Raw genomic sequence first — 17916 nt, 5'->3', positions numbered from 1 at the left:
GGCTCAAGAAAACCTCCACACTGCTTGACTCGTGTCCTTAGCAGTAAATCTCCACTATTCCCTCAAGAGCTCCACGGCTCCAATGCCCTAACCGGGTACCGCCCATCAACGGTGAAACGCTGACACACCACCTGGGTGTCATCGTTGATATCTAGCTCTCCGATGTACTCAACGAACTCGGGTGAACGCCAGAACTGCTCGTGCCCGGCGCGCCATTCACTGGCATCGGCGTAGCCCTCGCCCTCGGCGATGGCGTGCTCGTCGCTGACGTCCACAAGCCGGCACACGTAAACCTCGGTGGTACGGATGACGCACACCACGTTGTCGCGTGAGTCGAGGACGGCCTCTAGGGTGCCGACATCCTCGCGCGGGTCGTGGCCGCGCGAGTGTTCAACCAGCAAGGATGACGTAGTGGTTTTGGTGCCGTCCAGGATGGCGGTGACGAGGGCGTCGCGAAGCGGGCCCGGGAAGGCAAACTCACCGCGCGGCAGTGCCGAAATGGGTTCCAAAGCATCCTGAGCCATACGTTTACAGTACGTGGCTCAGGAATGCTGTTGGCCAAGCACGTGCTAGCTTGCCGTTTCGTCCAACTGGACGTTCGATTCGCGTGTTCGATTTATTCGCAGCGATGTCCGGCCCCGCTCCTAATGTCAACGATGCCCCCTACACAGAAGGCTGGGAATCCGCCCTTCTTCCCTATCACTCCGGGGCCGCGCCGCCACTTCCCATTGCTTAGCGGTGCGGCCCCTCTTTCAAACTTCACAGCTCTTCATAAACTTCAAAGAATTCATAAACTTCATAAACTTCACAAGACTTCAAAAGCTTTGTGGTCTAGAGTGAGTGCCATGAATCCGAAACACACCAACCCTTTTACGGCTACCCTCGGCGCCACTCCCCCATTGCTGGTTGGCCGCAGTGATGCCATTCGTGATTTCGGTTTCGCGCTCGATGAAGGCCCCGGCGCCCATGAGAGGATCTCGCTCATCATCGGCCCTCGCGGCATCGGAAAGACAGTCCTTCTTAACGCCTTCGAAGACGAAGCGCTCACGCGCGGTTGGCTCACGCTCAGCGATACTGCAACGACAGGTTTCGTTGAGCGACTGCGCAGCAGCATCATTCAACTCTTGACTAAAGACAGGAAGCAGCTCAAAGGTCTCAACGTCTCCATCCTCGGCATTGGAGGCGGGCTCAACTGGGATACGCGAGCCATTGCGGAATCAACGTACTCGCTACGTAATGCGTTAAAGGATTTACTGGCCTATAAACGTGAGCTTGACCGAAAAGCCCGCCAGGAGCCTGGTGGTGTGCTCGTGACATTGGATGAAATGCACCACCAACGAAGCCAAGAGCTCATAGAGTTCGGCGCCACAATTCAACATCTGGTTCGCGAAGGCGAAGACACTTCCGTTGTCATGGCAGGTATCCCGTCCTCGATTAGGCCGCTGCTTTCCGAGAAGCTGAACAGTCGCGGCGATGCCAATCCCGTGACCTTTCTTCGCCGCGCTAACCGCATCGAACTTGGCAGGGTCTCCGATTCGGATGTTCGCGAGGCGCTGGAGGAACCCCTTCACAGCACCGCAGCCTCGTGGTCAAAGGACGCTTTGGAAACCGCGGTTGAAGCATGCCATGGGTACCCATTCATGATTCAGCTAGTCGGCCAGTGCTCATTCAGGGAAAAGGAACGTACCACTGACGGAGGTACCGAGATTTCTATCGACGCTGCCCAACGCGGAGTCGCAACAGCACAGCGAAAGCTCGGCCAACTTGTTCATGAGCCCGCGCTCTCGGATCTCTCCACTGTCGACCGAAGCTTTTTGGTTTACATGGCCCAAAGCGATGGCCCTGCCAAGATGGCGGATATCAAGGCACGCTTCAATAAGACTGATTCTTATGTAGGCAACTATCGCCGCCGGCTTCTCGACGCCGAAATGATCACCACCACGGGCCACGGCGAAGTCGACTTCGCCTTGCCATACATGCGCGACTACCTCCGTGCGCATGCGGCAAGCCTCATTGTTGAGGACTTCGATTCGCAGTAGCGGAAACGCCCCGATCCCCCGTGCGCTGCACGCCACGCCTACCCCCGCACCCCGATCCCTAATATTCGCGCAGAGTTTCCACCCCACCCAAAGTTATGCATCCGGCTCACTGTCGGTCTGCGGTCTCCGCCACCGCTAGGGTCGTCGCAGTGATGGAGGGGTGGGGCGTCGGCAAGCCCAGCAAGAGTGCGCCCACTCCCCCACCGCAATACATGAATAAAAGTGAATAATATTATGCAGAGCGCCGTAAAACCTCCATCTACGTGGGCTTTCTTTCACCCACGCGAGGCTTGAAAAAATATTCGGCGTCCATAAACTTGTCGTGTAGTTCACAGACCAATAGTTCCGGTGAACCAGTTCACCACGTTGCAGGATGGCGCCGTGCAGGCGTCAAGAAAGGTTTCAGAAACATGGCAGCTTCCCCGTTAGGAGTCTGGTCCGAGGTCGGCAAACTCCACCAAGTCATGGTGTGCGCACCCGGGCTCGCGCACGAGCGGCTCACCCCCAGTAACTGCGCTGAGCTGCTTTTCGACGACGTCCTCTGGGTCGACGAAGCCAAGAAACACCATGCGGAGTTCGTCGCCGAGCTGCGCAGCTACGGTGTCGAGGTTCTGGAAATGCACAAGCTTTTGAAAGAGACCCTGGACACCCCGGGTGGGCGGGATTTCATCCTCGACTACAAGCTCCTCGATAAGAATGTGGGTGCGGGCATTGGCGGCGAGCTGCGCCACTGGTTCAATGAGATGCCCACTGCACGCCTGGCCGAACTCCTCATTGGCGGACTACCCTTCGCCGAAATCCCGAAGGGCCTGGGTCACGGCACCATCGACGCCATGCGTGAAGTCTACGGGCCGTCCGCTTTTGCGCTGCGCCCATTGCCCAATACGCAGTACGCGCGGGACAATTCGGCGTGGATCTATGGCGGCGTGTCCCTTAACCCCATGCGTATGCCAGCGCGCCACCAGGAAACGCTGCTCACCCGCGCTATTTATAACTATCACCCGCGGTTTGCGCAGGCAGACTTCAAGTTCTGGTACGGCAACACCGATGAGGAACCGGGGCTTGCGGCACTGGAAGGCGGTGACATCATGCCGATTGGCAAGGGCATCGTACTGGTAGGCATGGGTGAGCGCACCACCTGGCAGGGCGTAAGTCAGCTGGCCATGCGCCTATTTGAGGAAGGCGCCGCCACCAAGGTCATCATTGCGGCCATGGCCAAGGAGCGCGCCTCCATGCACCTCGACACCGTGCTTACGTTCCTTGACGCCGACAAGGTCACCGCCTACCCCAAGGTGGTAGACACCATCCGGCCGATAGTCCTGCATCCTTCGACAAGCACGGCGCCTTTCGACGTCGAACTGCCCACCGAGTCCTTCCTCGAGGTCGTCGCCAAGGCGCTGGGCATTGGCGCCTTCGAAGTCATCGAAACAGGCGGCGATACCTACGCTGCCGCCCGTGAGCAGTGGGATGATGCCAACAACGTCGTGGCTATCGAACCCGGCGTGGTGGTGGCCTATGACCGCAACAAACACACCAACGCCAAGTTGCGTGCCGCCGGCATTGAGGTAGTAGAGATCGGATCGGCAGAGCTGGGGCGCGGCCGAGGAGGCGGGCACTGTATGACCTGCCCAATTGTCCGCGAGGCCGTCGATTACTAGAAAGAATTTTATGACTTCGTCCAAAGCCGACACCACTGCACATACCACCGACTTGGGGGATTCCACACAACCTGCGAGCACACCACCGAAGTCCGAAGGCACGGCGCTGAGTTGGGTTCTTGCGCTTTTTGGCACCGCGATGGGTGCCGGAATCCTCTTTCTGCCGCTACAGGCAGGAGCCTTTGGCTTCTGGCCGCTCGCCTTCGCCACGGTGATCATTTTCCCTTTGGTGTATTTCTCCCACCGCACTTATGCCCGCATTGTCGCCGGTGCACCCACCCAGGACTACGGGCTGGACATCTTGGAACTGGTGCGCAAGTACCTTGGACGCAACACAGGTTTGTTCGTGGCGTTGATGTACTCCCTGGCCAACATCCCCACGGTATTCATCTATGCCATCTCCGTAACAAATGCCATCGACAGCTTCATTGTTAACCAGCTCCATGGACCTTCCATCAACCGCTGGGTTCTTTCAGTGCTGTGCGTGGGCACTCTCACCGGCATTTTCGCTATCGGGCGCAAACCTATGCTCTGGTTGGCACAAATTCTGGTTTATCCGCTCATCATTTCGCTTGCGGCAACGTCGATCTACCTCATCCCCCAGTGGGATTTTCATTCCTTCCTGGACGTGGACTACAAAGACGGAAGCTGGCCATATATCTTGCTCGGCGCCGTTCTTATTCTCCCCGTACTGGCTTTCTCCTTCTCCCACATGGCGGCGCTATCGCAAATGTCAGTGGATATGCAATCCACTTACGGCAAGAACACCGAAAAGCAAGTCTCGCGCATTGAGCTCTACACGGCCGCGCTGCTGGTCATCTTCACCATGTTCTTTGTCTGGTCATGCGTTTTGGCGCTGGGAGCTGACGGTATGCGGGAGGCTTCCGAGCAAAACATTCCGGTGTTGTCCTACTTTGCCAATGTCACCGGAGTTCACGCGCTGGCCGTGTTGGCCCCATTAATTGTCATCTTCGCCATCGTGACCTCCTACTTTGGAACAATGCTCGGCGCAGAAGAAGGTACCGCCTACATGGTTGGCCTGCTGGCTCCGCGTACAGCAAACCGGGTCAACCGACGTACATTGCTAACCATTGTCTACGTCTTCATTTTCATCACCGGCACTGCGGTCTCCGTGTTTAATCCGCCGATTCTCAATCTCATCTACCTGGTGGGCGGCGTGTTTGATGCAATTCTCATCTTCTTGCTGCCGGTGTACATGTTTCACAAGGTCAAGGAGTACAAGAAATTCCGGAATGACCCATGGAATTACTTTGTCTTTGCCCTGGGTTCAGTCATTTTGGGCATTACCATCTGGGACCTGTTCTAAGAACAAAAGCCGCCTCCCCGGCGTGCGACTACCCTCCATATTGGGTAATCACAAGTTTGTGAACGAAAGGTCAAAAGGCTGGAAGGAAGTTACTTTACACCCCTAACTTTTCCTTGAAGGCCCGCACAAACCTATTGCCGGACTACCCAGCGCCTCCTAAGATGTACCCAGATTTTATGAATCTTTCCTTACTCTTTAACAAAATATAAGGACGGTACACAGGTGCTTATTAAGGGACTGCGTGCGCTTGCACCGCTGGCGGCAGCCGCGGCCTGCATTACCCCTGCGGCACAGGCGGCCGACATTCCGCCCATGCCACAGGCCTACCCCATTACTAACCTCTACAAGAGCTGCAGCGCAGCAGGCGAAGACAACGCCACACCCGAGTGGCACTTTGCCGAAACCGGCCGCCGTTACTTGAGCGACGGTACCCTGCAGTTCAAGAACACCACTGACCAAGAAGTGCCCTATACCGCTTCGGTAGAAACGGGCACCAACCACAAGATTGAAGCCAACTCCAAGGCCACGATGCCTTCCGGGTGGGACACCACGGCCAAGTCCGATATCGGATTGAAGCTAAGCAACGGCTGGCAGGAGAAGGAAACCTTCGGCCCTATCACGCTCAAGCCGGGCGAGTCCTTCCGCGTGGAATACGGCGTGATGGAAAAGGACTTCATCTCTATGTTCGTCGGTTGTAACGACGACCGCCTAGAGAACATGCCGGGTGCCAACGTCATCCGCGGCAAGGGCCCGGCCGAGCGCTATGCCTTTGCCTACATCATCAAGGCGGACGGCTCCGTTTCGGACCTGGCCATGGAGATCCCTTCCCGCTCCCCGGGCGCGAACTCCAAGCCCATCGAGGGCAACTACACCTCCGTATCTGGCCCCAGTCTGGAAAAGATTGCGGATCCGAAGAAGGATGAAATCATGCAGCCTTCCGAGGAACTGCAGCGCGATCCCTCCTGGCCCAAGGAGGGCGAGACCTGCGAGGGCCGCGATAGCTCCTGGTACCCGCTGGATATCACCGCGGTGGCGCCGACCTTCCGCAAGCCGGGCTACTCCACGGACTTCCTCAACTGGTCCAAGGGTGACTATGAGTATGCACCGGTTACTGACTTCGTCGTCGGCGCGGAGCACGCCCCCTACACCAACTGGCAGGGCAACCGCGGCGATATTCCGAAGGGCTGGCTGGAATCCGTCGGCGCGGTCAAGCGCGCCTACATGCCGGTGGGAACCGAGCTGCAGCACATCGACCTGGCCCCTGGTGAGCGCGTGCGCGTGGAGTACGGCACCACCATGACCCGCATCAACTACCGCGAAATCCACTGCGGCAAGGACGGAAAATACAGCCTGACCTCCAACTACAAGCAAACCACCGCTCCCAGCGGCTTCTGGGCGGAGGCCACCATCACGGGCAAGGACGGCTCCACTCGCACCGAGGACGTCACCCCGGAGGAGTACCGCAACCTTCCTGTTCCGACCCAAACCATCTACTAAGCACTTCCCTACTTTTCATCCAAGGAGTACACCCACATGTTCAAGACCAAGATTGCTTCCACCACCGCCGCCGTGGCCATCGCCTGCGGCCTGATCGCTACCCCAGCCGCCAACGCTCTTCCGGCACGTGACCTGGGCCCGGCTAACCCGACCACCATTGGTGAGCACTGCACCAACCCGGGTGATACCGGCCAGACAGTAGAGATCAAGCGCACCTACTTCGACGGCTCCGCTGGCTCCTGGACCATCTCCAACTACAACGATGAGCCGCTGCCGGTGACCCGCTCCATCAAGGAAACCAAGACCAAGACCTGGAACGTTTCCGCCGGCGTGGACTTCAAGCTGCTGGATCTGATCAACTTCACCTTCTCCTCCAGCTACACCGACTCCCAGTCCTACGAGGTCGGCGAGCAGGTCGGCCCGTACAACATCGCCCCGGGCAAGACCGCCGTCATGCGCGCTGGCTGGGTTGTCTCCGACTTTGAGGGCCAGAAGACCATCTGCGGTTCCGATAACACTTGGCAGGCCAACGGTGAGACCTTCACCGCTACCTTGCCGAAGGAGCGCCACGTGGAGGTCTCCACCCGCGACAACAACGATTGGGGCTAAGTCGTGCTGAAGAAGTCCATCGCGCGCACTGCCGCGAGCGCTTTCGCTGCGCTGAGCCTGCTGGCGGCCGCTCCCGTTGCCCACGCCGCGGACTTCGGCGGGGACTTCGAGCTGCCCCAGCGCTGGAATGAGGACCACAAGCCGGGCACTCACTGCGCAACACCCGGTGAGAACGGCACCTATGTCACCGCCACCCGCCGCTGGTTCAAGCAGACGGATGCCACCAGCGTGGCCAACCGCAACGATGAGCCCGTTCCGGTCAGCCACACCGTGACCCAAGCGCGCACGCAGACGATCGAGATCTCCGGCTCCATCAAGGGCGAAGACGAGCTGGCCAAGGTGCTCACCCAGACCTACGGTTTCACCTACGTTCACGAGCAGCACTGGAAGCTTGACCAAAAGGTCGGCCCGTACACGCTGCCGGCGAACTCCCAGGGCAAGCTGGTGTGGGGCTTTACCATGCTCGACACTGACGGCCAGGACGTACGTTGCAACGCTGATCAGGAATGGGAGGCTGTGGGCAAGCCCTACTCCGCCACCGTTCCGGAGGCGCGCTACTCCGAGCTGCAGCTTGGCGACGCCCCCGTCTGGAACTAACTGAACTAGCTCACCTCCCCCAGGCCCCGCCACAGAGGGCACCCCTCGCGCTGCTTTACGACGGCTGAGGGGTGCCCTCTTTTCAGCGTTTCATAGCGTGATCGAACGGCAACGCAAGCATTGCAGAACGGCAACGGCCCCCTTGCAGAACGGCAACGCGGGAATTGCAGAATGGCAATGAGTTCTTTGCAAAACGGCAACGAGAGCCTTGCAGAACCGCAACATCGCAGGTAGATTGACTGTCATGACTGATTCTTTTCTACATAGAAACGCACAAGATCTGGCGGAGGAAATCCTGTCGGATACGCCTGTGCTGACCATTTCTGGCGCACGCCAGGTAGGAAAGAGCACCCTCGTTCATCAATTGCTCGAAGATAAAGAGCATAGGTTCTTTAATCTTGATGAGAGCGCTTCGCTGGCATCTGCACAAGAGGACCCAGACGGGTTTGTCAGGCAGATCCCCGAGGGGACACTAGCAATTGATGAAATTCAACGCGCGCCCGAGCTCTTTCGCGCAGTCAAAGGCGCACTCGAAGAAGATCGACGACCAGGACGCTTTATCCTCACCGGGTCGTCGAATCTCCTCAGTCTCACAGGAGCTGAAGAGTCGCTCGCTGGCCGTGCAGAAACAATCCGCCTTCACGGCCTTAGCGTGGGTGAACGCTTGGGCATCTACGATGACTTTGCCGGACGGGTGTGGTCATTAGGGGATTCAGGGCTGAATCCCACGTTTACTCCTTCCCGGAGTGACTACTTTCAGCTCTTCTGCACACCGAGTTTCCCAGGGCTTAGAGATGCTAGCCGGCGGCGACAGCACCGCTGGTTCGACGCCTACATTGAACGAGTACTGTCGAAGGATGCTGCCGAGCTCTACGGCATTCAATTCCCCGACCGCTTGAGCAATCTTCTCAACAAGTTGGCGGCACAAGGAACTGCGGAGCTTGTAGCTGCACACATTGGGCGCGCGCTCGATATTCCTCAACGCTCGGTCCCTACCTATGTGACTGCATTGAGTGACGTATTCTTGCTCAACCAGTTGCCGTCTTGGGGAACCAATCTAGAGAAGCGGGCAATTTCTAAGCCCAAGGTCTTTCTTTCGGATACCGCACTTGCTACAAGCCTTGCAGGACTCGATCCAGAGGCTTTGGAGATGAATATCTCCAGCACGATCACTGGAGGTATCTGTGAAGCTTTCGTCGCCAACGAGCTCTTGAAGCAGAAGGCCTGGTCTTCGATTGACTATCGCCTCTTCCACTTTCGTACGTCCACTGGCAAAGAAGTGGACCTCGTATTGGAATCGCGATCCCGGGACATCGTTGGCATCGAAGTCAAAGCTGCGATGTCGATCCAGCCGAAAGACTTTGCCGGCCTGCGCTATCTTCAGCAGGTTGCAGGCGCTTCCTTCCGCGCAGGAATCGTCCTGTATACGGGCAAAGACGTCCTACCAATGGGCAAGAACCTATGGGCAATGCCCATTTCCACGCTGTGGCACGGCTAAACCAGCAACAATGGATATACTGCGCCCCTATGTCCCACCGCATCTTTTCCGTGCCCTTCGCCGACATCTACCCGCACTACGTCAACAAAGTAGAGCGCAAAGGCAGGACTGTCAACGAGCTCCACGAAGTTATCTCCTGGCTCACTGGCTATTCAGTTGAGGGCTTAGAGCGGGCGCGAGAGGAGAAGGTCACCCTCGAGGAATTCTTCGAACAGGCACCACATCTCAACCCGTCCCGCTCACTTATCACCGGGAGCGTTTGCGGATACAAGGTGCAGGACATCGAGGACCCGCTGATACAAAACATTCGATACATGGACAAGCTCGTTGACGAGCTCGCCAAAGGCAAGGCCATGGAGAAGATCCTGCGCAGCTAATCTCTTCTCGCAGCGCTATTCAGAGCCGCCGGACTTAAGCCACAAAAGGGTACGGCGGCGCGGTTTTCTCACGGAAGAAGTAACGCGCATGCGTGTGCCGGACGGATTCCAAGTTCGTAGCACCAATAGCAACGAGTTCAACATCGGGGTCATCGTTGATTTGATCAAGGTCATGACGGGCAAGAGTTGCCTCAGTCAAGGTTCCAAACTCGGTAACATTCAATGCACCCGTCGGGCGGTGATACTTGATGAGAAAAGCCGGCATGCTATTCGCTCCTTTCCGACCCATTGTCTGCCCATCTCTTGTCGAGCCGACTAATGAATCTATCCAACATCGTAGAAGTCTTTTGCCGCAATAAACGGGCTTCACGCAGCCCTACTGTTTCGAGGATATGCTCGGCAAACGGAGGGGAAAGCGCATCGAAATACCTCTCCACTTTGTACACAACGTCTGAAAGCTCATGGAGTGAGCGGACCTGGGTATTGAATTGCCGCGGTACTTGCTCACCAAACTCCAAGTATCGAATGCCCCGACCGTATAAGTCACCAGCCAGTTCGTAGAGGTTGGCCCATCGTGATTGGAGTGCTGTGCGTAGTTGGAACTCGGCACGGCCTGCCGGAGAATAAATGTGCAGATGGATCGCCCGATACCCAGAGTGCGGCTTTTCTCTCATATCCTGAATTTTGACGCGAGCAGCGCCTTGCTCTTCAAGGTCTTGGGCAAGTATTTCAGCGACTCTTGTTTGCTCCGAAAGCGAGACATCAAAGTCCATTCGCACTCCCGAAAAATCGTGGATGCTCTCCAGCGGAAAGCTCGGCATTCTCCTTAGTTTCTCAACAAGCACTGGCCGGGTCTTAACCCTCGATCCTACGAAGAAACGATTCGAATCCGGCTCCACAACGGCATTTGTCGAACGCTCCAGTGGCACACCCGATTTACTCAATGCTGATACGGCCAAGGACTCAAGATGGTCGCATAAGGCAGACTGTTGAACCAATATGAGCCGGTATAGCCCCTCATCGATCTCTTTCCCAGCGCGCAGCGCACTGCCTATTCGATGTATCTGCCCTTTACTAAAAGTTGTCGGCTTTTGTTCTAAGAACCTCATGGCTCCCCCTCGTGAGTTGTGCAGCAGTCCTCTTCTGTGAACTGCATCCTATGCTGTGGACACCCTTGCGCCCCACAATGAACCGATTCCCCAACGCTTCAAATGTCTGCTTTACACATTAGAAAGAAGCTAAGACAATAACTCACACAATCGATCCTTTGTTCGACTGCCTCGAAAATTACCAGCCGAATTCTGGCTATACAGTCAGGAAAGAATGGCTTGTTGACCAACAGAACCCTCCCATTTTTCAGCGCTCGGACGCGTCCCGCGATACAGTAAAGCCGCTTCCCTACTTTCCCTATTGAAGGAGACTTCTATGAATTCGTGGCATCGCCGGTCCGGCCTTGGAATGGCAACAGTCATCGCCGCAGGCCTCGTAGCGGTTCCTACTGCGACGGCACAGGAGCTCAACGTGGAATCCTCTCGGTGCTTGCGCGAAGACTGCTTCAGCGCATTTAGCAGCAAGGCAGACGGGGCCGAAGAGTACAAGCCATCTGAAGAAGATGAAGCCCGGGCTAAAGAGATGTGGCAGAACGCTGAAGACGCCCGCCTCAAGCTGGAAGAGCTAAAGAACTCCGGCGCTTCAGCGGAAGAGATAAAAGCAGCCGAAGAGGAATATCGGTCCGCCTCCCAGGCATGGGGCGAGTTCAACATGGATATCAACGTCAAAGACGCGCTGCGCGACGAGCATGAGCACGAACTTGAACAGATTGACGCGAAAGAAAAGCGCCTCTCCCTGCTCGCAGCCGGTGGCGTCGTTGCTCTCGTCACCGCGGCGGTGGCTGGGCTTGCTAAAGCAGCAGAGTTTTTCCTCCCGCAGTTGAAGGCTGCACTTTCCCTGTAGCACACAACCACGAAACTGCAGGTCGTGATAGATGTCCGGGGTCTCTGTCATACTTGACGCATGACCACGCTAGAGAATTGGGCCAAAACCTGGGCGGAGACAATTGTGGACGCCCTCGAGCGCGAATTTCCCGCCGCAATGCACCACACGAGCAGCTCAGCTGATGATTGCACCGTGCGCCCACGCGAGCTGCACCCCAGTTTCTACGGCTGTTTCGACTGGCATTCCAGCGTCCACATGCAGTATTCCGGGGCGCTGTTGGATACCATGCTCGGGCCCAAGTCTCCCACCAGTCTTGCCACGCTCCTCGACGATCGCCTCAGCCCCCAAGCCCTCACCATCGAATACAACTACCTTGTCGAACACCCCGGGTATGAGATGCCCTACGGGCGCGCTTGGCTGTTGCAACTAGCCTCCATCCGTCCCAGCGAATCGATGGACAAGCTCGTCGAGCTCACCGCGCAGCACTGCCACGACTGGCTCGGTTCACTCAACCAACCAGTACTCCACGGCATGCACTCCAATACCGCCTTCAACCTTTTCCTCATCCTCGAGGCCGCGGAGAAGATCGGGCAGGATTCGCTGGCGGATTCGGTGCGCAAGGCTGCGGTTCGCCTTTTCGGCGATGACCGCGCCTACCCACTCGAGTGGGAGCTGTCCGGGCACGATTTCCTCTCTAACGGATTATCTGAGGCTCTGCTCATGTCGCGCGTTCTCCCGGACTTCCCGCAGTGGTTCGACGGTTTCCTCCCCCACCGCGCCGAAGCACTGGATTTCCTTACCGATATCCCAGAAGTACTCGACCCGACCGATGGCCGCTTAGCCCATCTCTACGGCCTGGCACTCACAAGGGCGTGGATGATTGTTGAGCTCGCCGAGCATTTCGACGCCTCGGCCCTGCCGCGCGCCGAAGCCTTGGTGGCCAGCGCGCGGCCGCAGCTTGTCGACGGCCACTTCATGTCCACCCACTGGCTTATCACCTATGCGCTGCGCTATCAGCTTGCCGTCGGGTAGTACTGTATTTTTCTAATCATCTATCCCTCAGGAGCACACCATGGATTCTCGCTACTCGGCGCGGCGCGATAACTACCGTCTGCCGGAAGAGGGAATCCGCATCGATCTCCGCGCAGAACGCGCCCGCCGCCGAAGCCGCTCCTCATACGGCCGCGCGGGGGCCGTCGCCAAGCAGCAGCCCAACCGCCCACGACGCCGGTCAAACCAGGTCACAGCGCGCCATCGCAAGCCCAGCGACAGCCGTGGCCTCCGCCTCGTAGCCATTGTGGCGGTGGTGCTGGTCGGCATTATCGCCGCGCTCAAGCTCAATCAGGAACCAGACACACCCGCACCGCAGCCCACAGAAGTAGCAACGGAGCCTGCTACCGTCATCGAGCCCTCCCCCGCGGTGGAGATGTACATCCCAGCGATTGATGTGCGCGCAAAATTCGAGGAGGGCTCCTGCAGGGTTAAGGACAATAAGATCAACCCGGACTCCATGAATAAGGCCTGCACCTATACCGCGGACGATAAGCCTTACACGCTTCCTGGTACGGACTCGCCGGACATCGTGGTCATTGCTGGACACACGGGCGCGGGTGTGCCGGCGGTATTCAATAACCTCTACGACGGCCGCGCCGATGAGCACAAGGCCGCGGTGGGCGACAAGCTGTATCTGCGCACGCAGAACTCCGGCGAGCAGTGGCTGGTGTATATAGCCACGGATCTGCACGATCCTTCAAAGGAAGGCCTTGAGCAGGACGAGAGTATCTGGGGCGCCGATGCCAAACCGGGCCGCCTGCTGACCATCAGCTGCATTCAGCCGGCCAACCCACTGGCTTCTGCAGTACGCAACGCGGTGGTGGGCTGGCAGTTTGAGGGCGTAACAACCGCACCTGAGACTGCGCCCCAGAACTAGGCTCCGCCTGTTTTTACCCAATAACGGGGGGATGCCTGTTTACGCAGGTCATTGTCGAACATTCGCACAACCAGCAGGACCACATTAGCCACGACTCTTAGGCAATGACCAGCCGCTTTAACCCCCAGCACGATACCCCGTAGCGATCGAACACTCGGCATGCGTGGCGGGACTTCCATCCCGAAAGTTGCGGATTACCACATTGTAACCCCTGTGACTGATGTGAAAATTGTGACTATTGTGGTTCTGGCCTGATGAACTACCTCTCACAAACCCACTAGGAGACACACATGAAGCGCATCCACCGCACTCTGACCGCAGCCGCACTGGCTGGCTCCCTCGCACTGGGCGGCACCGCCGTTGCCTCTGCACAGGTTCCGGCGCCGGCTGAGTTCGAACTCGATGGCACTACCTACCAGCGCCAGGCTGACGGCACCTACAAGAGCACCAATCCACTGGGCTCCGTCTCCCTCACCGCAGAACAGGCACAAGCTGCATGGGAGCGCCTGCAGGAAAAGCAAGCCCCCGCCGACAACCCCGCCGAGGATCCAGCAGCCCCGGTTGATGAGGACTCTCAGGACAACGCCCCTGCACCGGCCAACCCAGACCCGGCGCCGGCCGGCCCGTCCCAGGTTGACTACCCGATCGACAACGGCAGCGATGCTCCTAAGAATGACCCGGAGAAGCCGGAGGCTGGCGGCGAGAAGCCCGAGACCGGCAACGAGAATCCGGGGGCCGGTGAGGACAAGGACAAGCCTGTTACTCCTCCTTCTGGAGAGACCGATCCGACGGGCGGCTCCCAGCCCCCGGCCGGTTCCGCCGAGGATTCCGATTTCGACGCCAAGCAGCTGGCATGGCTGGCTCTGCCGGCCGCCCTCGTCATCGGTGGCGTGACCTGGTACCTGGCCAAGGATGGCAAGACCTACGTGAAGTCCCAGGAGGCAGCCCAGAACGACGCCCCGAGTGCCGAGGAGAAGGCCGCTTCCGAGCAGATGCTCAAGGAAAACAAGGACGAGGTCATCGCCCAGGGTGGTCAGGTTGCCGAAAGCACCGCCGAGAAGTCCCAGGTACAGTCGCGCGGTATCTCCGCTGAGACCGGTTCCAACACCGTTGCTCGTGGCCTCGCCGCACTGGCCATCGCAGCCATGATTGCAGCTGGCGCTTTCGCCGCCCGCCGCAAGTTCTTTATCTAAGAGTCCCTGCGCCGCGTTCCCCGCGTGCCTCCAGGCCTTACTTTTAAGAGCATGGAGGAACGCGGTTCTCGCGGTTTTGCGCTTAGCGCTTGAGGTAGCGTTAATATAGTTGAATAGCCCCTGCACACCAAGGGTTTTCTATCTTTCACTTTCCTTCGCTCTATTTCTAGGAGAATCCCATGAAGAAGGCTTCACTCGCTCTCGCCACCACCGCTCTGGCGGGCTCTCTGTGTGTTATTGGCTCGACCATCGCTACCGCCGACGAGTCCACCGCAAACGCCACCAACACCTCGGCTACCGAAATCAACTTCTGCTGGGCCCCAGCCGAAGAGTTCACCACCACCATCGAGGACACCGAGCACACCTTCAAGCAGGAGGAATTCGGACTCTGGCGCGCCACTGACAATGAAGAATTGACCCTGAACCGCGCCGAGGTCATGGCGATTGCCAAGGACGACGTCGCTGCCTGTGGCAAGCAGGACACCGCAGCCGCTGAAATCCAGGAATCCCTGGCCAAGAACCCGCCGAGCTCGACGACGTCCACGACGACAACGCCGACCACCCCGACGGAGAAGCCCGTGGAGCCAGCGGATGACCCTTCGCAGGCGCCGACCGGCACCAACGAGTCCAGCTCCTTCGATGAAGCCCTCAGCTCCAAGGACGGCGAGCCGACCGATCTTGGCATCGCTGCCATCGTCGCTGCTGTCCTGGGCGTCATCGGCGCCATCGCCGCTGTCGCTCCGAGCGTGGCAAAGTCCCTGGGCATTAAGCTGCCTTTCTAACAGCTCCGCCCGCTCAAGAAAAAGCGCTCCTCACCACCAATCGTTGAGGAGCGCTTTTCACGTAGCAGGACGTGTATCGATCTACTTCAGAGTCACCTTGTAATACAGCGGCTTCGACTTCCACGTAAAGATCACATCATCGACACGCTCGGAGTAGCCACCAGTGGAGTTGGTGTACCACAGCGGGATTGCTGGAAGGTCCTTCATGAGTACCGCTTGGGCATCGTTGACCCGCTCAACACTCTCCTCTTCGTTGGCTGCCGCCGCCGCTTTCTTCAGAAGCGAATCAAACTCGGGGTTGGAATAGTCGGCGTCGTTAGTCGCAGCGCCCGTGGCATACAACGGTTCCAAGAAGCTCGACGGCGAGGGGTATACCGACTGCCAGCCGGTGCGGAACGCACCCTCGATCGTCTTGTTCGTAACTTCATCGCGCAGCGATTTGAAATCCGGATACGGCGCTGGCTGCGCATCAATGTCAAGGGTGTTTCGAATGAAGTTCACGACAGCATCGACCCACTCCTTGTGACTACCGTCGGAATTGTACGCCACGGTGAACGGCCCCTCAAACGGTTTCATCTCCTCCGCCTTGGCCCACAGCTCGCGCGCCTTGTCCGGGCTATAGGTCAGGACCTCGTTGCCGGGAATGTCCGTGGCGCCGTCGTTAAGCACGGGCGATGTGAAGTCCACCGCCGGAGTGTTCGTCCCTTGGAAGATGGTCTGGGTAATCTCGTCGCGGTCAATGGCCATGGACAGTGCTTGTCGACGCAACTCCCCCGCCTCCCCGCTAAAGTTCTCATCCCCTGCGGGAATAGTGATGGACTGGAAGATGGCAGCAGGTTCATTCACTGCACGTTCGCCGAGATCAGTTTCAAAGTTGGCCATGGCCGAGGACGGAATCGAATCCAAAACATCCAGGTTCCCCGAAAGCAAGTCAGCATAGGCCGCGCTGGCGTCGGCATAGAACACGAAGTTCAGACCATCGTTCTGCGCCTTGCGGTCACCTTCATACTTCTCGTTGGGAACAAGGATCGCATTTTGGTTATGGTTCCATTCCTGCAGCTTATAAGGGCCACTTCCCACTGGGTTTTGGCCGTCGGCGTCGATGTCATCGAAGGCTGATTCGTGCATGGGGAAAAAGACGGAATAGCCCAAACGCGTCTCGAAATCCGCCGTGGGCTCATCAAGTTCAATGGTGAACGTCTTCTCATCGACAACCTTGAGCCCTTCCATACTCTCTGTTCCTTCTTCGTAGCCCTTGATGGGCTCGAAGAAATAGGCAGAGAGCATGCTGTTCTTTACGGCGTTGTTCCACGTATCGACATAGTCCTGGGCACGCACCGGGGAGCCATCGGAGAACACCGCGTCTTCTTTGAGCGTGACCTTGTACGTCACGTCATCGGTCTTCTCGATGCTCTCTGCTTGGTCGTTGTGCACCTCACCGTCCTCATCGAAGTACACAAGTCCCGAGTAGATGAGGTCGATGAGCGTTGCACCCGGCACATCGCTGGTATCTGCAGGGATGAGCGGCTTTTGGGGTTCGGTGGAGTTGGTACTGATGAAATCAACATCCGCCGCATCACCGGATCCATCTCCTCCGCATGCGGTCAGGCCAGCTGCGGCGACGACAGCGGCGAGGCCCGCGCCGACTTTTGTCCATTGCATGAGTTCTCCTTAAGAGGTATCGCGTGTGTGAACTCTCCCATAACGATACGACGATATGTCGTGCCTCACTACATAAACGAACTCTCCGCCGCCAGAACCTTGCGCAGATCCCCTGTGTAACGCCTGTCAACATCCTCGGCTCCTACCCCACGCTTTCTCCCCGACCGCACCACCGCCATACAGTCTTTTTCGCGTTTTTGTAGCACCATAACCGCGCCAGCAAACATTATTGCGCGCTGATAAGCCCTTGGCAGCTGTCGTTGAGTACCCATAAAACCTTTCACAGCTTGACCAATCCCTTTCCGACCTTCGTTAGCATGTGGGAGGTCGAATTCAGTAAGCGATAACGAACATCGCCTGATGACGCCTTTTCACTTTCATAAGACGTCCCCGATCTATTCCCAGGAGAAATAATATGAAGCGCATTTCCCGCAACCTCACCGCTGCCGCCCTGGCGAGCTCCCTCGCACTGGCTGGCGCCACCGCCGCCAACGCGGAGGAGAACACCACCATGAACCCCGACGACGTCACCAACACCGCCACCACTGACACCGAGAACGGTGGCGGCGAGGCCGGCGACGACGAGACCACCACTGACACCGAGAACGGTGGCGGCGAGGCCGGCGACGGCGAGACCGGCGGTGACGACGAGGCCAACCCGGGCAAGGACAACGAGGAGAATTCGGCCCCGGGCGAGGACGAGAACACCCCAGGTGAGGGTCAGCCCACCCCGGGCGAGGGCGAGAACAACCCTGGTGACGGCAAGAAGCCGGAGGACGGCACGAACCCTGGTGACGGCAAGAAGCCCGAGG

At 58.0% G+C, this 17916-nt stretch carries 18 protein-coding genes; 14 read left to right on the top strand and 4 right to left on the bottom strand.

All coding sequences use genetic code 11. The features are described 5' to 3' along the window. Positions 1 to 62: 62 nt before the first annotated feature. Positions 63 to 524: an ASCH domain-containing protein gene (locus HMPREF2806_RS08050; protein WP_070517219.1), complete on the bottom strand. Its 462-nt coding sequence runs from the start codon at positions 522 to 524 to the stop codon at positions 63 to 65. Between the two features lie 321 nt (positions 525 to 845). On the opposite strand from HMPREF2806_RS08050, the gene HMPREF2806_RS08045 reads away from it, so the two are divergent. From HMPREF2806_RS08045 to HMPREF2806_RS08010, 8 genes are all read left to right on the top strand, one after another. Continuing rightward, complete coding sequence (locus tag HMPREF2806_RS08045; RefSeq protein WP_083306532.1) at positions 846 to 2039, top strand: ATP-binding protein; 1194 nt, start codon at positions 846 to 848, stop codon at positions 2037 to 2039. A 410-nt stretch (positions 2040 to 2449) separates the two neighbouring features. Continuing rightward, positions 2450 to 3697, top strand: coding sequence for an arginine deiminase (locus HMPREF2806_RS08040; RefSeq protein WP_070517216.1), 1248 nt, complete (start codon positions 2450 to 2452; stop codon positions 3695 to 3697). A 10-nt stretch (positions 3698 to 3707) separates the two neighbouring features. Further along, positions 3708 to 5024, top strand: a complete 1317-nt coding sequence (locus HMPREF2806_RS08035) for an amino acid permease (RefSeq protein WP_070517214.1) — start codon at positions 3708 to 3710, stop codon at positions 5022 to 5024. 222 nt (positions 5025 to 5246) lie between these two features. Beyond that, a complete protein-coding gene (locus HMPREF2806_RS08030; protein WP_070517212.1) occupies positions 5247 to 6521 on the top strand; it encodes a hypothetical protein in 1275 nt (424 codons plus the stop codon). Between the two features lie 36 nt (positions 6522 to 6557). Continuing rightward, positions 6558 to 7130, top strand: coding sequence for a hypothetical protein (locus HMPREF2806_RS08025; protein ID WP_070517209.1), 573 nt, complete (start codon positions 6558 to 6560; stop codon positions 7128 to 7130). A 3-nt stretch (positions 7131 to 7133) separates the two neighbouring features. Continuing rightward, positions 7134 to 7727, top strand: a complete 594-nt coding sequence (locus HMPREF2806_RS08020) for a hypothetical protein (RefSeq protein WP_070517205.1) — start codon at positions 7134 to 7136, stop codon at positions 7725 to 7727. A 244-nt stretch (positions 7728 to 7971) separates the two neighbouring features. Next, the gene (locus HMPREF2806_RS08015) at positions 7972 to 9225 is read left to right on the top strand and encodes an ATP-binding protein (protein ID WP_070517202.1); all 1254 of its coding nucleotides are present in this window, start codon (positions 7972 to 7974) and stop codon (positions 9223 to 9225) included. 29 nt (positions 9226 to 9254) lie between these two features. Next, positions 9255 to 9602 carry a DUF2200 domain-containing protein gene (locus tag HMPREF2806_RS08010; protein ID WP_070517200.1) on the top strand — a complete coding sequence of 116 codons (348 nt, stop codon included), beginning with the start codon at positions 9255 to 9257 and terminating at the stop codon, positions 9600 to 9602. 34 nt (positions 9603 to 9636) lie between these two features. On the opposite strand, the gene HMPREF2806_RS08005 is transcribed toward HMPREF2806_RS08010, so the two are convergent. Next, the gene (locus HMPREF2806_RS08005; protein WP_070517199.1) at positions 9637 to 9867 is read right to left on the bottom strand and encodes a hypothetical protein; all 231 of its coding nucleotides are present in this window, start codon (positions 9865 to 9867) and stop codon (positions 9637 to 9639) included. 1 nt (position 9868) lies between these two features. Next, entirely contained in the window at positions 9869 to 10711 is an 843-nt protein-coding gene (locus HMPREF2806_RS08000; RefSeq protein WP_070517197.1) for a RelA/SpoT domain-containing protein, read from the bottom strand. 316 nt (positions 10712 to 11027) lie between these two features. Between HMPREF2806_RS08000 and HMPREF2806_RS07995 the strand changes: the two genes are divergently transcribed. The 5 genes from HMPREF2806_RS07995 to HMPREF2806_RS07975 all read left to right on the top strand — a co-directional run bounded on the left by HMPREF2806_RS07995 (position 11028) and on the right by HMPREF2806_RS07975 (position 15442). After that, positions 11028 to 11555: a hypothetical protein gene (locus HMPREF2806_RS07995; protein ID WP_070517195.1), complete on the top strand. Its 528-nt coding sequence runs from the start codon at positions 11028 to 11030 to the stop codon at positions 11553 to 11555. A gap of 60 nt (positions 11556 to 11615) precedes the next feature. Further along, positions 11616 to 12569: a DUF2891 family protein gene (locus tag HMPREF2806_RS07990; RefSeq protein ID WP_070517193.1), complete on the top strand. Its 954-nt coding sequence runs from the start codon at positions 11616 to 11618 to the stop codon at positions 12567 to 12569. Positions 12570 to 12609: 40 nt separating this feature from the next. Then, positions 12610 to 13467, top strand: coding sequence for a sortase family protein (locus tag HMPREF2806_RS07985; RefSeq protein WP_070517191.1), 858 nt, complete (start codon positions 12610 to 12612; stop codon positions 13465 to 13467). A gap of 290 nt (positions 13468 to 13757) precedes the next feature. Then, positions 13758 to 14660, top strand: coding sequence for a hypothetical protein (locus HMPREF2806_RS07980; protein WP_070517190.1), 903 nt, complete (start codon positions 13758 to 13760; stop codon positions 14658 to 14660). A gap of 179 nt (positions 14661 to 14839) precedes the next feature. Further along, positions 14840 to 15442 carry a hypothetical protein gene (locus tag HMPREF2806_RS07975; RefSeq protein ID WP_070517188.1) on the top strand — a complete coding sequence of 201 codons (603 nt, stop codon included), beginning with the start codon at positions 14840 to 14842 and terminating at the stop codon, positions 15440 to 15442. 81 nt (positions 15443 to 15523) lie between these two features. Here the strand turns inward: HMPREF2806_RS07975 and HMPREF2806_RS07970 are convergent, their stop codons facing one another. Then, positions 15524 to 17104, bottom strand: a complete 1581-nt coding sequence (locus HMPREF2806_RS07970) for a peptide ABC transporter substrate-binding protein (protein ID WP_070517186.1) — start codon at positions 17102 to 17104, stop codon at positions 15524 to 15526. A gap of 415 nt (positions 17105 to 17519) precedes the next feature. On the opposite strand from HMPREF2806_RS07970, the gene HMPREF2806_RS07960 reads away from it, so the two are divergent. Further along, positions 17520 to 17916, top strand: a 397-nt coding sequence (locus tag HMPREF2806_RS07960; protein WP_070517182.1) for a hypothetical protein, incomplete at its 3' end; no start/stop codon positions are given.

This window comes from Corynebacterium sp. HMSC076G08 (assembly GCF_001811515.1).
GTDB classification, from domain to species: domain Bacteria; phylum Actinomycetota; class Actinomycetes; order Mycobacteriales; family Mycobacteriaceae; genus Corynebacterium; species Corynebacterium hiratae.
This window is presented reverse-complemented; position numbering and strand designations above follow the sequence as displayed.